General features: G+C 73.3%; 10 protein-coding genes. 6 read left to right on the forward strand and 4 right to left on the reverse strand.

The annotated features are described in order from the left end of the window. Window positions 1-35 precede the first annotated feature (35 nt). Window positions 36-1,142 carry an ATP-binding cassette domain-containing protein gene (locus ACFV2S_RS00505; protein WP_385553552.1) on the forward strand — a complete coding sequence of 369 codons (1,107 nt, stop codon included), beginning with the start codon at window positions 36-38 and terminating at the stop codon, window positions 1,140-1,142. Between the two features lie 70 nt (window positions 1,143-1,212). Here ACFV2S_RS00505 and ACFV2S_RS00510 read toward each other — a convergent pair whose 3' ends face one another. The 3 genes from ACFV2S_RS00510 to ACFV2S_RS00520 form a co-directional block, all read right to left on the reverse strand. Next, window positions 1,213-2,118 carry a pyridoxamine 5'-phosphate oxidase family protein gene (locus ACFV2S_RS00510; protein ID WP_385552656.1) on the reverse strand — a complete coding sequence of 302 codons (906 nt, stop codon included), beginning with the start codon at window positions 2,116-2,118 and terminating at the stop codon, window positions 1,213-1,215. Continuing rightward, window positions 2,115-3,464 carry a globin domain-containing protein gene (locus ACFV2S_RS00515; protein WP_385552659.1) on the reverse strand — a complete coding sequence of 450 codons (1,350 nt, stop codon included), beginning with the start codon at window positions 3,462-3,464 and terminating at the stop codon, window positions 2,115-2,117. The genes ACFV2S_RS00510 and ACFV2S_RS00515 overlap by 4 nt, the downstream gene beginning before the upstream one ends. A 411-nt stretch (window positions 3,465-3,875) precedes the next feature. Beyond that, complete coding sequence (locus ACFV2S_RS00520; RefSeq protein WP_385552662.1) at window positions 3,876-5,474, reverse strand: protein kinase; 1,599 nt, start codon at window positions 5,472-5,474, stop codon at window positions 3,876-3,878. 241 nt (window positions 5,475-5,715) lie between these two features. Between ACFV2S_RS00520 and ACFV2S_RS00525 the strand changes: the two genes are divergently transcribed. Beyond that, window positions 5,716-7,278, forward strand: coding sequence for an alpha/beta hydrolase (locus ACFV2S_RS00525; protein ID WP_385552665.1), 1,563 nt, complete (start codon window positions 5,716-5,718; stop codon window positions 7,276-7,278). Between the two features lie 277 nt (window positions 7,279-7,555). Further along, a complete protein-coding gene (locus ACFV2S_RS00530; protein WP_385552667.1) occupies window positions 7,556-8,680 on the forward strand; it encodes a DUF3103 family protein in 1,125 nt (374 codons plus the stop codon). 111 nt (window positions 8,681-8,791) lie between these two features. Here the strand turns inward: ACFV2S_RS00530 and ACFV2S_RS00535 are convergent, their stop codons facing one another. After that, window positions 8,792-10,423 carry a nucleobase:cation symporter-2 family protein gene (locus tag ACFV2S_RS00535; protein WP_385552670.1) on the reverse strand — a complete coding sequence of 544 codons (1,632 nt, stop codon included), beginning with the start codon at window positions 10,421-10,423 and terminating at the stop codon, window positions 8,792-8,794. Between the two features lie 464 nt (window positions 10,424-10,887). Here ACFV2S_RS00535 and ACFV2S_RS00540 point away from each other — a divergent pair, with 464 nt between their 5' ends. The 3 genes from ACFV2S_RS00540 to rox all read left to right on the forward strand — a co-directional run bounded on the left by ACFV2S_RS00540 (window position 10,888) and on the right by rox (window position 14,967). Then, window positions 10,888-11,664 carry an XRE family transcriptional regulator gene (locus ACFV2S_RS00540; protein ID WP_385552673.1) on the forward strand — a complete coding sequence of 259 codons (777 nt, stop codon included), beginning with the start codon at window positions 10,888-10,890 and terminating at the stop codon, window positions 11,662-11,664. Window positions 11,665-11,996: 332 nt separating this feature from the next. Continuing rightward, window positions 11,997-13,382: a nucleobase:cation symporter-2 family protein gene (locus ACFV2S_RS00545; protein WP_385552676.1), complete on the forward strand. Its 1,386-nt coding sequence runs from the start codon at window positions 11,997-11,999 to the stop codon at window positions 13,380-13,382. Window positions 13,383-13,539: 157 nt separating this feature from the next. Then, a complete protein-coding gene (gene rox / locus ACFV2S_RS00550; RefSeq protein ID WP_385552679.1) occupies window positions 13,540-14,967 on the forward strand; it encodes a rifampin monooxygenase in 1,428 nt (475 codons plus the stop codon). Window positions 14,968-15,000: the final 33 nt, after the last annotated feature.

Consider the following 15,000-nt stretch of genomic DNA (forward strand, 5'->3'; position numbering starts at 1 on the left):
TGGCCCTGGAGGCCCTGTTCCGGGGCAGCGCCGAGGTGCTCCTCCTGGACGAGCCGGACAACTACCTCGACGTACCGGGCAAGCGGGAGCTGGAGGAGACCATGGCGGCCTCCCAGAAGACCGTGCTCTACGTCAGCCACGACCGCGAGCTGCTGGCCGCGACCGCGACCCGGGTGCTCACCCTGGAGGCCGGGGGCGTCTGGGTGCACGGCGGTGGCTTCCGCGACTACCACGAGGCCCGCGCGGCGCGTCTGGAACGCCTGGACGAACTGCACCGCCGCTGGTCCGAGGAGCACCAGCGGCTCAAGGACCTGGTCCGGACCCTCCAGCAGCAGGCGAAGATCTCCGCGTCGATGGCGGGCAAGTACCGGGCGACCCAGACCCGGCTGGCCCGCTTCGAGGAGGCCGGCCCGCCGCCTGAGCGTCCGGTCGAGCAGAACGTCCGCATGCGGCTGCGCGGCGACCGCACGGCGATGCGCGCGGTCCGCTGCGAGAACCTCGAACTGCGGGGCCTGACACGCCCGTTCGACCTGGAGGTGTACTTCGGCGAACGGGTCGCCGTGCTCGGCGCGAACGGCACGGGCAAGTCCCACCTGCTGCGGCTGCTCGCGGCGGGCGGCAGCGACCAGGAGCTCCACGACCCGGACCGGCACGGCGAGCCGGTCGCCCACGAGGGCGGCGCCCGCCTCGGCGGGCGGGTCCGGCCCGGCTGGTTCGCGCAGACCCAGCAGCGGCCCGACCTGATCGGACGCACCCTCGTGGAGATCCTGGGCCGGGGCGACGGGGACCGGGACGGCAGGGAGCGCGGGGCCGCCGTGTCGGCGCTGCGGCGCTACGAACTGCAGACGCAGGCCGACCAGACCTTCGACTCGCTGTCCGGCGGGCAGCAGGCCCGCTTCCAGATCCTGCTGCTCGAACTCCAGGGCTCGACGCTGCTGTTGCTGGACGAGCCCACGGACAACCTGGACCTGCACAGCGCCGAGGCGCTGGAGGCCGCGCTCGAACGCTTCGAGGGCACGGTCCTGGCGGTCACCCACGACCGCTGGTTCGCCCGCACCTTCGACCGGTACGTCGTCCTCGACGAGGACGGCGAGGTCCGCGAGCACGACGGCCCCTACTGGGGCCCGGGCGTCCCGGCCTGAGCGGGAGCGCCCGGCGGGCCCGGCCGGGCGGGGGCGCGGCCTGCGACGGGCGCACCGGGAGGCGCTGCGGTCAGGCGGGACCACCCCGGCTGAACCAGCCCGTGAAGGCGGACGTCCCGTCCCCGTGTCCGGCCGCGGCGCCCGCGCCGGTTCCGTGTGCGTCGGCGCCCGTGCCGGCACCCGCGCCCTTGTCCGTACCGGCTCCCCCGTCCGTGTCCGTGCCGGAGTCGCGCCGGGCCGCCCTCGCCAGGACGCGCTCCGCCTCGGCCCGCCAGGTCGCCGCGCTCGCACGGGGCGGCGGCAGGAACGGCCCCCGTTCCGGCGCGTCGGCGCCCGCTCCGAAGAAGTCGCCGCCCTTGCGCTTCACGTCGTCCGTTCCCCAGGATCGGCCGGAGCCGCGCGGTGGGACCTTCTGCAGGTGCGGGATGTGCTTGGCGCAGTGGATGTAGGCCTCCTCGACGGTGATCACCACCCAGACGAGGGCCCGCCGGCCGGGCACGGGGTCGACGGCGAGCGTGGGGTGGCCACGCCGCATGTCCTCGTCGGCCACGATCCCGGCGCGGCCGTTGACGTGGAGTCCGATGCGGTCGCGGAGGAAGTCCACCATGAGGACCCCGACGTGCGGGTTCTCCTCGATGTTGCCCAGGCTGGCGTGGACGCCGTTGCCCCGGTACTCGGGGTAGGCGAGCGTCGTGTCGTCCAGGACGTGGAGGAAGCCCGGCGGCCCGGCACGGAAGGTGTTGTCGCACTCGCCGTGCCCGTCTGCGGTGGCGAGGAAGAACATCTCCTGACGGGCCACGAACTCCCGCATGCGCGGGTTGAGCCGGTCGAGGACCTGTTCGGCGTAGAAGCGGTCGGCGCGCTCCGCGGTGCCCATGCGCTGCTGGACCAGGTGCTCGCCACCGCTGCCGGGGCGGGTGGTGCGCAGCGGTGCCGTCAGGGCGTCACGCTGCTCCGTCTGTTCGAAAGTGCTCACGTCGTGGCCCCGACCAGTCCCTCGATGGAGTCGTGCCGTATGCGATGGGACGGGACGCCCATGCCCAGCATGGTGTCGACGCCGCGCCGGATCATGCCGGGCGGGCCGGAGAGGTAGACGTCGTGGGTGTGCCACGAGCCGTACTCGCGCACCGCCTCGGGAAGTCCCCCGGACAGACCCGCCGGACCGTCGTCGACGACCGGCCGGACCGAGAGCCAGGAGTGCGTCTGCTGGAGCCGCAGCATGGTGTCGAAGTCGTACAGGTCGTCGTTGCGGCGGGCTCCGTAGAAGACGTCGACGGAGCGGCGCCGGCCGTGCCGCACCACGTCCTCCACCAGGGCCTTGATGGGCGCGATCCCGGTGCCGCCGCCGAGGCAGAGCAGTCCGCTGTCGGTGGTGTGGTCGACGGTCATGGAGCCGGTGGGCGCACCGAGCCGGAGGACGTCGCCGGGACGCGCGCGGTGGACCAGGGCGTTGGAGACCCACCCCGCCGGCACCGCCTTGACGTGGAAGGAGAGCAGGCCGTCGGAGCGCGGCGCCGACGCGAAGGAGTAGTGCCGCCACACCCGCGGCCACCACGGGGTCTCCAGGGCGGTGTACTGCCCGGCGAGGAAGGGGTACGGCTGGTCGGGGCGGACGGTGACGACCGCGACGTCCTTCGTGCGCATGTCGTGGGCGACCACCTCCGCCTGCCACCACGCGGGCGCGTGCATCTCGTCCGCGGTCGCCGCGTCGATCATGATCTGGGAGATGGTCGTGTAGGCGCCGACCCACGCGGCCTCGGTCCTGGGCCCCCAGGTCGACGGGGCGTAGCGGCTGAGGGCGCCGATGAGGGCCTCGCCGACGGCGGGGTAGTGCTCGGGCCGGGTGCCGTACTTGCGGTGGCCGCGGCCGAGGTTGGTCAGGTACGCGGTCAGGGTGACGGGGTCGTCCGCGTGGGTGGCGGCGGTGAGCAGCGCCGTGAACAGCCGGTCGCGCTGGGTGTCCATCGCCGCGGGGAAGAGGGCCCGCAGGGCGGGGTGGCGGAGGAAGAGCAGCGCGTAGAAGTGCGAGGTGACGGTGTCCGCGATCGGCTCGATCTCGGCCATCGTACGGCGGAGCAGCGCCGTGTCCGAGGTGTCCTCGTGCCGGGCGGGCGGCGCCTGACGCCGGGGCTGGGGCGGGGCGGAAGGGGGCGTGGACCTCTGTCCGTTACGGGGCGGGGCGGAAGGGGGCGTGGACCCCTGTCCGTTACGGGGCGGGGGTACCGGGGCGGTCCCGCCCGGGGGGCGCGCGAACCAGCCTCCGCCGGCTGCTCCCCCGGCGGTTCGGTCGCTGTCGCCCGACGGGGTGGCCGGAGCTTCCATCGGTCTGCCTCGCCTCGAACGTGTGCGGTCGGTCTTCCGTCCCGGGCCGACCGCCACGCGGGACCCGAAAGAGCTGAATCGCCCCCTCCTCATTCACCCGGTCAGGTGAACGGGGCCGACCATACCCCGCTTGAACGAACACACAGCCCGGACCGCCACAAGCCCAAGGAACTCGAATTTCCGCAGGTCAAAGCCGTGTTACTCGGCAGTCACCCTGTCCCGTCGACCTCTTCGGCCCGAGCCCGCAGGCGATTCACCGACGGAAGACTCACGGGGTTTCCAGATCTCCTCCACATTTCGGGGACGGTCTTCACGAGCGCATCGGTCGCACCGTGGCGCGTGAGGGTTGTTCGATTCCGTGGGCCTCGGAGGGGTGTGGATCCCCTGTCGGCACAGGGCACACCGGCGCCCTCAGGGCGCCCGCCACACCGTCAGGTCCCCGGCCAGGAAGCTGACCCCGCTGTCCGGCAGGGCCGTCGACTTCACCTGGACGACGAACAGGGCGATGTCTCCGGTGGGGTGCTTGACGCAGATCTCGCTGCCGGCCGCGACCAAGGTCAGCGTCAGCCGGCGGCTCGGCGCGATGTCGAGGTCGGTGCGGCAGGCTTCGAGGGTGGCCCCGGGCTTGCCCACGTGCATGCTCATCACGCTCGTCGTGCTCTCCAGGCTGCAGGTCCGCCCGCACACGAAGCGGATGTCCCCCGTGCGGTTCTTCCGCTCCACCGGCTCCTTGATGCTCAGTGAGTTCTTCTCGCTCAGCATCTGCCAGGGGTACGCGACGGCTTGAGGTGTCCTGCTCGGGGTGGCCGAGGGGGTCGGGGTCGCGGAGCGGCGCACCTTCCCCGCGGTCCGGCCGCCGCCCGCGGAGGCGGAGGGCGACGACGCCTGCGGACCGGGCGTCCTGGAGGAGGCCGCCTCGCGGTCGCGGATCCGGTCGGCGGCATCCATGACCGTCCAGGTCAGGCCCGTCAGGAGGAGCGCCCCCGCCGTGACGGCGGCGGCCGTGACGAGCGCGGTGCGCCGCCTCCCGGACCGGCGCCGCTCGGCGGGCGCCGTCGGCCGCCGGCGCCGGACCAGCGGCAGCGTGCGCACCGGGGTGGGGTCGGGGACCGGACCCGGGACGGTGCGCTCCGGGCCCGTGACCTCACGCCAGACGGCCGGGCCCGCGCCCGCGTCGGCGTCCCGGCCGAGCCGCTGCCTGCACCACGCGACGACCTCCGCCGGGGTGGCCCGGTCCTGCGGGTCGGCGGCCAGACAGCGGGCGATCAGCGGGCGGAGCGCTGCCGGGAGGCGGGACAGGTCGGGTGCGCAGTGCACGATGCGGTAGAGCACGCTGACCGACGGGCCCCCGCCGTACAGCGGCTCTCCGAGCGCCGCGAAGGCGGCCGTCTGCCCGAGCGCGAAGACGTCGGTCGCCGCCGTGAGTTCGCCCGCGGACGCCTGCTCGGGAGCCATGTACGCGGGCGTGCCGATCGTGGCCCCGGTCTCCGTGTGCGAGGTGACGCCGGAGGCGAGCGAGATCCCGAAGTCGATCACCCGCGGCCCGTCGGAGGCCAGCAGTACGTTGGACGGCTTCAGGTCCCGGTGCACGATTCCCGCTTCGTGGATGGCCTGGAGCGCCTCCGCGACGCCCGCCACGAGCCACAGCACGGCCGGCACCGGCAGCGGCCCGCTCCGCTCGACCGCCTCGGCCAGGGACGGTCCGGGGACGTAGAGCGTCGCCAGCCAGGGCGGCGCCCCGTCGGCGTCGGCGTCGATCAGCTCCGCGGTGTACGCGCCCCGGACCCGCCGCGCCGCCTTGATCTCCCGGCGGAACCGGTGCATGAAGGCCGGTGCGTCGGCCAGCTCGGGCCGGACGACCTTGATCGCGACCGGCCGGCCGCCGGGTGTGTGCGACAGATAGACGCGGCCCATACCGCCGGATCCGATCCGGGCGGCGAGACGGTAGCCCGCCACGAGAAGCGGATCGTCCGCCTCCAACGTCTGGAACACCTCGGTCACGTCATCCATCCGTACCCGTCCCCCGAGTCCCCTGGTCAGCAGCCGATTCGGCCGAGGGAAGCAGCGTATGGCTCAGGACGCGGACTCCTGTCGCCAGGGTTCGCGCACGCGGCGACGCGTCCGGAACGGGGCGACGTGTCCCCCGGAGACAGGGCGGCGGGTGGGGCCGGGGTTCTCTCCGGGACGACCCCGGGTGGTTTCAGGGCTTTCCCCGAGGCCTCCGCTTCGCGCGCCGTCCTAGCGTGAAGGCATGTCAACTTCGCGACTCATCAGGGCTTTAGCCGCCTGCGCGGTGGTGCTGGCCGCCACGGCGACGAGCACCGCCGCCGCCCCCGCCATCGCCACGTCCACCGCCGCGGACCCGTTGGCCCGCTTCCACGGCCAGGCGCTCGACTGGCACGGCTGCGCGACCGGCCCCGACGACGAGCTCGGCCGGTCGCTGGACGCCGCCGGCGTCGACTGCGCCGACGTCACCGTGCCCCTCGACTACGCCGACCCCGGCGGTCGCACCCTCACCGTCGCCGTGTCCCGGCTCAAGGCCACCGACACCTCCCACCGCGTCGGCGCGCTCCTGCTCAACGACGGCGGGCCGGCCGGGGAAAGCCTCCACATGCCGATGACCAAGAAGAAGGTGCTGGGCGAGGTCGCGGGCCGCTACGACCTCATCGGCATGGACCCGCGCTTCGTCGGCCGGAGCACGCCGCTCGACTGCGGCTGGCACATCGGCTCCGCCCTCGTCCGCTCCGCGGGCGCCGACCGCGCGGCGTACCGCGGGGAGGTCGCGCTGGCGCGCCGGCTGGCGGAGCAGTGCGAGCGGACCCACGGCGACGTGCTGCCGTACGTCACCACCCGCAACACCGCCCGGGACATGGACGTCATCCGCGCCGCCCTCGGGGAGACCACCCTCTCCTACCTCGGCTACTCCTACGGCAGCTACCTCGGCGAGACCTACACCCAGCTCTTCCCCGGCCGCACCGACCGCATGGTGCTCGACGGCGTCAACTCTCCCGAGCACTACAGCCAGACCCTGCTGCGCGGCGCCGAGTCGGCCAACGAGGCCGCGCTGCGGGCGTGGGCGTCGTGGGCCGCCGCCCGGCACCGCACCTACGGGCTCGGCGCCACGCGTGCCCAGGTCCTGGAGACGGTGCGACACATCCTCGACGCCGCCGGGGAACAGCCGCTGCGCATCGGGAAGAGGTACGAGCTGGACGAGCACGTCCGCCCGTCCCTGTTCATAGGAGGCCTCGGCAGCGACCTCGACGAGCGGCGGGCCGGCCTGGCCGAGACCGTACGGCTCCTGGCGCGCGCCGCGGACCGGAAGCCGGTCGAGCCCTCCGGGGCGCTGGCCGGGCAGCTGGAGTTCCTGCTGGGCAGGGCCGGTGCGGCACCCTCCAGTCAGATGACCGCGATCATCTGCGGCGACGTGGCCGAGCGCCGCGGCACGGACAGTTACTGGCGTGCGGTCGAGGAGTCCCGCGAGCGGTCCCCCCTCGTCGGCCCCCTCGCCAACAACATCACTCCGTGCGAGTTCTGGGACCGGCCCGTCGAGGCGCCGACCGTGCTCGACAACGACGTCCCGGCCCTGCTCGTCAACGCCACCGACGACCCCCGCACGCTGTACGCCGGAGCCAAGTCCCTGCGCGAACAGTGGCCGAGCTCCCGGCTGCTCACGGTGAAGGGCGCCCGTCAGCACGGTCTGTACGGCGAGTACGGAAACGTCTGCGTCGACACGCGCGTCACCGCCTATCTGAAGACGGGGCGGCTCCCCGCCCACGACCCGACCTGCACCGTGACGGCGAAGCCGGCCGACTGACTCGGCCGGGCCCGCGCGGCGGCAGCCGTCACGGGTCTCGCATCCGGACCGGCGCGAAGACGCCGGCCCGACGCGAGGCAGCCACATCCGTCCGTGGAGTCATTCAACAACCCTACGAGGAAGGGGGGTTGAGGTGGTCTATACGCGTAGACACCCCATGCCCCATCATGGTCGCGCTCCACCCCGGCACCATCACGCCGACCGCACACCCGTGGCCGGTGTCTCCGGCATGCCTCGGTACACCGGGGCTGTCGTCCGATTTCCGCTGGAGGATGTCTTGTCCGTCAGAAAGCAGTTCCGCGCGGCTCTGTGCGGCCTCGCGCTCACCGCTGTCGTGGTCACCACCGCGCAGGGCCCGGCGGCTGCGGCGCCCGTGGCCGACGGTGCGGCGGAGGTGTCGGCGGTGGCCACGGCCGAGGACGCGGTCGCCCGCTCGATGGCGCGTTCGCTCGCCGACTCCGCCTGGCGGGCCGAGGCCGGCCGGGCCGTCGCGGGCGGCCAGGAGCACGGACTGAAGGCCCTGGCCGCCACGTCCCGGACCAGGGCCGCGGCATCGCTCGTCGCCGAGGTCGCCGCGGCGGACCGTGCCGTGCTCGCGGCCAAGGGGCTGCCCTACGGCACAGGCGGGCTGCTCACGGTGACCCTGACCGGAGCCGTGGACTCCCGGCGCGCGCCGCTGGTCGCCGTCGCCCCGTCCGACGACGGGGCCACCGCCGTCACCGCGTACGACACACACGGCCGGGCTCACGCCCTCGACCCTTCGCGAACCCCTGGCGTGCCGGTGTTCGTGATCGGCATCGACGGGGACAGGGCGGTCGAGGCCGGGCTGAGGGTGCTGGACCGCGAGCTCGCGGCCGCCGGCGTCACCACCGCGGCGACCCCGGCCGCGGCGCGGACCGCGACCGCGAGCACCGGCTTCTGGACCTCCCGCATCACCTCGGTGCGCCTCAACGACGACAAGGAGCCCTGGATCAAGGGCGATGCCGAGATCTTCAGCATCGTCAGCGGCTTCGGACTCGACGGCAAGGTCCGCGTCGACACGGTGACCCACCCGTACCTCGACGACGACGGGACCACGTACTACCCGAACCAGATCCTGGTGAACTGGTCGCAGTACAAGTACGACCTGGCCGACGTCGTGATGATGGAGGACGACGGAGACACCAACTACGCGGCGCTGGCCAAGGCCATCGCCACCGCCCTCCTGACCATCGCCGACCTGGGCGCGTACATCCCGCTGGTCGACCCGGTCGTCGACGCGATCCCGTCCTCCTTCTGGACCGACGACGCCGACTTCGTGGACGCCTGGTACACCCTCGCCCGGGAGACCACCGGCACCCGCGACGGGGCCGGCGGCAACGGCCGGTTCACCTTCGACCGGTACTGGGTCTCCGCGCTCTGACACCTCCGCGCAGGAGGGGAACGGCCCGCCCCCGGAGGCATCGTCGCCGGGGGCGGGGCGGTGCCGCCCCGGCCGGGTGTCACCGCCGCGCCGCCCCGAGGGGTCGCGGTGTCACCGCCATCCCTCGGGATCGGTGCGCCGCGGGCGGTGGCGCGACGGGTGGAGCGGGCCCGGGAAACCGACCCCCTCGCCCGGGGCGGGCGGGCCCGGCTCCGGCGCGTCCTCGGACCCGGCCGTGATCAGGTCGGTGTCGTAGGCCGGCCACGCTCCGGCCGGCGGGGCGTGTGTGCCGGCCGGAGGGTACGGCGTCGTCGTGCTGTGGAAGGCCGACCAGGCGGGACCGGGGGCGGCGGCGCCGTCCAGCGCGGTGACCTGCTCCGTCGGGATGGCGTCGGGGTCGGCCTCGGTGCCCCGGCCCAGGTGGTTCAGCAGGTAGTTGAGCAGGATCGCGACCAGGCAGCCCGCGGTGATGCCCGAGCCCAGCACGGTGGCGGCGGGGGCCGGCAGGCGGTCGTAGAAGTCGGGGTGGGCGACGGGGAAGAGCCCGAAGGCGAGCGTGACGGAGACGATCAGGCTGTTGTGACCGGTGCCGAGCGCCGCCTTGGCCAGGGTGCGGATGCCCGCCACGGCCACCGAACCGAAGAAGACGACACCGGCGCCGCCGAGGACGGGCAGCGGCACGAGGGCGACCAGGGAGCCGAGGATCGGGACGAGGCCCATCAGGACCAGGAGGGCTCCGCAGAGCGTGACCACGTAGCGGCTGCGGATCCGGCTGAGGGCCACCAGGCCCACGTTCTGCGCGTACGACGTGCTGATGAACGACCCGAGCACACCGCCGACAGCGGTCGTCAGGCCCAGCGCGCGGAGGCTTCCGGTGATGGTGCGGTCCTGGGTGGGGCGGCCGGTCACCGCGCCGAGGGCGAGGAGGGAGGCGGTCGACTCCATCATCGACACGAGCATGACGACCACCGTGGTGGCGATCACCGTGGGCACCAGCCGTGGGGTGCCGAAGGCGAAGGGTTCGGGCAGCGCGAACAGGGACGCGTGGGCGAGGGGGGCGACGTCGACCTTGCCGAAGGGGACGGCGATCAGCGTGCCCGCGAGCATGCCCAGCAGGATCGCGACGCGGCCGAGGAAGCGTCCGGACAGGGCCCGGTGGATGACCAGGGTGATGACGAGGGTCGTACCGGCCAGGGCGAGGTTGGACGGGGAGCCGAAGTCGGGGGCCCGGGTGTCGCCCCCGCGGGCCCAGACGCTGGCCACGGGCAGCAGGGAGATGCCCACGAGGGTGATCACGCAGCCGCTGACCACGGGCGGGAAGAACCGGAGGAGCCGGCGGAAGGCGGGGGCGAGCAGCAGGCACAGGAGGCCCGCGATCACGGTGGCGCCGAAGATCTCGGCCAGTCCGTCGGCGCCCCGGGACGCGGTGGTGGCCAGGGCCGGAGAGACCACGGCGAAGGAGACGCCGTTGGTCATGGGCAGTCGGGCGCCGATGCCGAAGAGGTCGAGCGTCTGGGCGATGGTGCCCAGACCGGCGACCACGAGGGCCGCCGCGAGCAGGGCGGAGAGCTGAGCGGCGGTCAGGCCGAGGGCGCCGCCGACGATCAGGGGCGGTGCGGTGAGGCCGGCGTACATGCTGGCCACGTGTTGGAGCGCCGCGGGTACCAGACGGCGGGCGGGAAGGATCTCATCGACCGGGTGCGGGGCCGTGGCCGGTCTCCGGGCAGAGGCGCGGGGCGACAAAGTGGGTCCTTGGGCACCACCCGCCGGAAGGCGGTTTCCGGGGGTGCGTGAGGTCAGGGGCGGACTGGACGAGGAACGGCTCATCCCGGACGGAGCAGGTGGCGGCGGGCTGAAGAGGACGGGCGACAGCCGACTGCATGCACTTTCGCACCGTGGAATACATTTTCCGAAGTGCGGCGGAACGGGACTCTAGGGAGCCGCCCGGGCTGCCGTCAACCGCCCCTGCGGTCGCGTCCGTTCGCGATCAACTTTGGAGATTCCACCAGAAGCGGCTCCGCCGGGAACCGCCACCGGCACGCCGCGGGAGGACAAACGCGCACATGGAAGGGGTAATTCCCACTCGTTGAATCACACAACGAGGGAAGGGGTGATCCATGCGTTCATCCGACAAGATCATGGCTACGCTCCAGTAGACCGTCGTGAACTCTTGGCGAAACTCCGGGCGCTCCTTACGGTGTGCCGCTATGCCTCCCTCGGACACCTCCTCGACAGACGGCCCACCCCCGTCCGGCCCGCCCCCGGACACCTCCTCACCCCTCCCCCCGTTCCACCCCGCCCGCGCCGCCGCGGTCCGGCGACAGCTGGGACTGACGCTCGGCCAGGTCGCCTGGGCCATCGCCGCCTACCGCGGCGAACCGCTGCACCCCTCCACCCTCACGGCCTGGGAGGCCGGTACCACCACACCGGACGCCGCCCACGTCCACGCGCTAGCCGCCGCGCTGTGGTGTTCACCCGTCGACCTGGTCGGAGAGGCGACGACCCTGGCCCAGTGCCGCACGGTCGCCGGACTCTCGGTCGCGCAGACCGCGACCGCACTCGGCATGACGCACACCCGGTGGGAGGAGGCCGAACGCCGCAACCGCTGGCGCGGCACGGCCGAACAGACCCGCGCCCTGCTCCACACCCTGCGTCCACCACCGGCCTGCTTCGTGGCCGCGTGCGGAAGGACCGCCCAACTGCGGGTCCTGCTGCGCGAGGCCGTGAGCAGCTGGTGGCCGAACTACGTCTCCCCCGTCACCCGGATCGTGCCCCTCCCGCACGAGACGGTCAGCCGCGCCCTGGAGCAACTCCACCTCGTCTACCAGCAGTTCGAGGGGGCCCTCGGCGCCTCGCCCCGGGTCGCCGCCGCGGCCGAGGCACAGGCGGCCGACTTCCTCGAGCGCATCGACCTGCACCTGTGGCACCAGCTGCGCGTCGCGAGCCACCACCCGGCCCAGGACCCGGGCCCTCCCACCTCTTGACACCCGGAGTCAGGCCGTGAGCAACTAGGCCAACTCCACGATACGGACAGTGACTTCCGCATCGTGGATCCAGATGAAGTATCCGTCCTCAGCCGCGGTAACCCTCCGGACACCCTCCCGGCCCGCGGCCGCGGACCCCCACGCCCGGCCCTCAGCAGCCGCACACACTGCCACCGGCCGCCTCCCGACACAGCTCCTCCGTGTCGCCCCTCAGCCGTCCCACTCCGGAGCGGGCCCTTCACGCCCGCTCCTTCTGCCCGCGACCCGCCGGCCGCCCCTGCCCTTGTCACCCACCCGCTGCCGGCGCCGCTGCTGCCAGGAGGCACGCCACCATGACCGAAACCGCCCAGCCAGCCGTCCCGCACCCCGTCGACCAGATGCTCCCGCCGCTGAAACTCCTCAGCGCCGGTCTGCAGCACGTCGCCGCCATGTACGCCGGCGTCGTCGCACCTCCGCTCGTCGTGGGGATCGGCGTGGGCCTGTCCACCGCCGAGATCGCGTTCCTGATGAGCGCGAGCCTGTTCACCTCCGGCATCGCCACCCTCCTCCAGACCCTCGGCTTCTGGAAGGTCGGCGCACGCCTGCCGTTCGTCAACGGTGTCTCGTTCGCGGGTGTCGCCCCGATGCTCGCGATCGCGAAGGCAGAGGCCCCCGAGGACGCGCTCCCGGTCATCTACGGCGCCGTGATCGTCGCCGGAGTCTTCGGCTTCCTGCTCGCCCCCTTCTTCTGCAAGCTCATCCGCTTCTTCCCGCCGGTGGTCACCGGCACCGTCATCACCCTGATCGGCGTGTCCCTGCTGCCCGTCGCCTTCAACTGGTCCCAGGGCGGCAACCGTCAGGCCCCCGACTACGGCAGCCTCAGGTACATCGGCCTGGCCACGGCCACCCTCCTGATCACCGTGGCCCTGCGGCGGCTGCTGCGCGGCTTCCTCAAGCAGATCTCCATCCTGCTCGGCCTGGTCGCCGGCACCCTGCTCGCCCTTCCGCTCGGCGTCGCGGACTTCGGCGCCGTCTCCGAGGCCGACATCGTGGGCATCCCCACCCCGTTCCACTTCGGCGCTCCGCAGTTCGCGGCCGCCGCGATCATCTCCATGTGCATCGTGATGCTCGTGTCGATGACCGAGTCGACCGCCGACGTCCTGGCCCTCGGTGAGATCGTCGAGCGGCCCGCCGACGAGAAGACCCTCGCCGCCGCCCTGCGCGCCGACGGCCTGGGCACGGCCGTCAGCCCCCTCTTCAACGGATTCGCCGCCAGCGCCTTCGCCCAGAACGTCGGCCTGGTCGCCATCACCAAGGTGCGCAGCCGCTACGTCGTCGCCGCGGCCGGCGGCATCCTCATCCTGCTCGGCCTGTGCCCGGTGCTGGCCTCCGTCGTGGCCCTCATCCCCCAGCCCGTCCTGGGCGGAGTCGGCATCGCGCTCTTCGGCACCGTCGCGGCCAGCGGCATCCAGACGCTCGCCGGCGCGGCCCTCGAACGCGGCGACAACGTCCTCATCGTCGCCATCTCGCTCGGCGCCGGCCTCATTCCCATCGCCGCGCCCGACTTCTACCACGCCTTCCCCGAGGGTGCCCGCATCGTGCTGGACTCCGGCATCAGCACCGGCTGCGTCGTCGCCGTCCTGCTCAACCTGGCCTTCAACCACCTCGGCCAGAGATCCTCCGCCACCGGCACCCCCGCCGAAGGCGCACCCGCCCCCGCCCCCGCCCTGCACCACTGACGCCACCGGCCGGTCTCCTCCCTCGCACAGGGAGGAGACCGGCCTCGTGCGGGACCGGAAAGGCGCGCGGGTACGTGCCCCGGTCCCCCGGGTATACGTGGTGCCGGACCGTGCGCGTGCCCGGTCTCCCCTGCGAACCCTCGGAACGGGCGCCTTGATGACGGACGTGATCGTGGTCGGCGGCGGACCGACCGGCATGATGCTGGCCGCCGAGTTGCGGCTGCACGGCGTGGACACGGTCGTCCTGGAGAAGGACACGGAGCCGACCGCAGTGGTCCGTTCGCGCGGCCTGCACGCGCGCAGCATCGAGGTGATGGACCAGCGCGGTCTCCTGGACCGGTTCCTCGCGCTCGGCCGGCAGTACCCGCTCGGCGGTTCGTTCGCCGGCGTCCGCAAGCCCCGGCCGGACCGGCTGGACACCGCCCACCCCTACATCCTCGGCATCCCGCAGACCGCCACCGACCGGCTGCTGACCGAGCACGCCGTCGAGCTCGGCACCGAGGTCCTGCGCGGACGCGCCCTGGTCGGACTGGACCAGGACGGGGAGGGCGTGACCGCCGAACTGGCGGACGGGACGCGGCTGCGGTCGCGCTACCTCGTCGGGTGCGACGGCGGCCGCAGTACGGTGCGCAGGCTGCTCGGCGTCGGCTTCCCCGGCGAGCCCGCCCGGCGCGAGTGGCTCCTGGGCGAGGCGGAGGTGGCCGTCCCGCCGGAGGCCATGACCGCCGCGGCGGCCGCGCTCGACACGCCGGACCTGCGCTTCGGCCCCTCCCCCGACACGGACGGTGCGTACGGCTTCGTCGTGCGCACCGAGGAGGTGGCGGAGGACCGTGCCGTCCCGCCGACCTTCGAGGAATTCAGGCGGCGGGTCCGGGCGGTCGCGGGCACCGACTTCGGGATGCGCACGCCGCACTGGCTGTCCCGCTTCGGGGACGCCACCCGGCAGGCCGAGCGCTACCGGGCCGGCAGGGTGTTCCTGGCCGGTGACGCGGCGCACGTCCATCCGCCGCACGGCGGGCAGGGCCTGAACCTGGGCATCCAGGACGCGTTCAACCTGGGATGGAAGCTGGCCGGCACGGTCGCCGGCTGGGCGCCCGAGGGGCTGCTGGACAGCTATCACGACGAGCGGCACCCCGTGGGCGCCGCCGTACTGGACCTCACCCGCGCGCAGGTCGAGCTCCAGTCCGACGGACCCGGCCCCCGGGCGGTACGCCGGCTCCTCTCGGAACTGATGGACTTCGAGGACGTGAACCGGTACCTGATCGAGCAGGTCACCGGCATCGGCGTCCGCTACGGCCTCGGCGAGGGCCATCCCCTGCTCGGCCGGCGCCTGCGGGACCTGCCGCTGGACCGGGGGCGCCTGTACGAACTGACGCATGCGGGCCGCGGGCTGCTCCTCGACCCGGCCGGCCGGCTCTCGGTGGAGGGCTGGGCCGACCGGGTCGACCACGTCGTCGACGGCGGCCCGGACCTCGAAGCCCCCGCCGTACTGCTGCGGCCGGACGGGCACGTGGCCTGGGTCGGTGACGAACAGCAGGACCTGAACGGCCGGCTCACCACGTGGTTCGGCGTCCCCGTCGGCTGAGTGTTCGTCCGGCGCGCAAGGGGGCGCCATCGC

The organism is Streptomyces sp. NPDC059695 (assembly GCF_042733785.1).
In the GTDB taxonomy this organism is placed as follows: domain Bacteria; phylum Actinomycetota; class Actinomycetes; order Streptomycetales; family Streptomycetaceae; genus Streptomyces.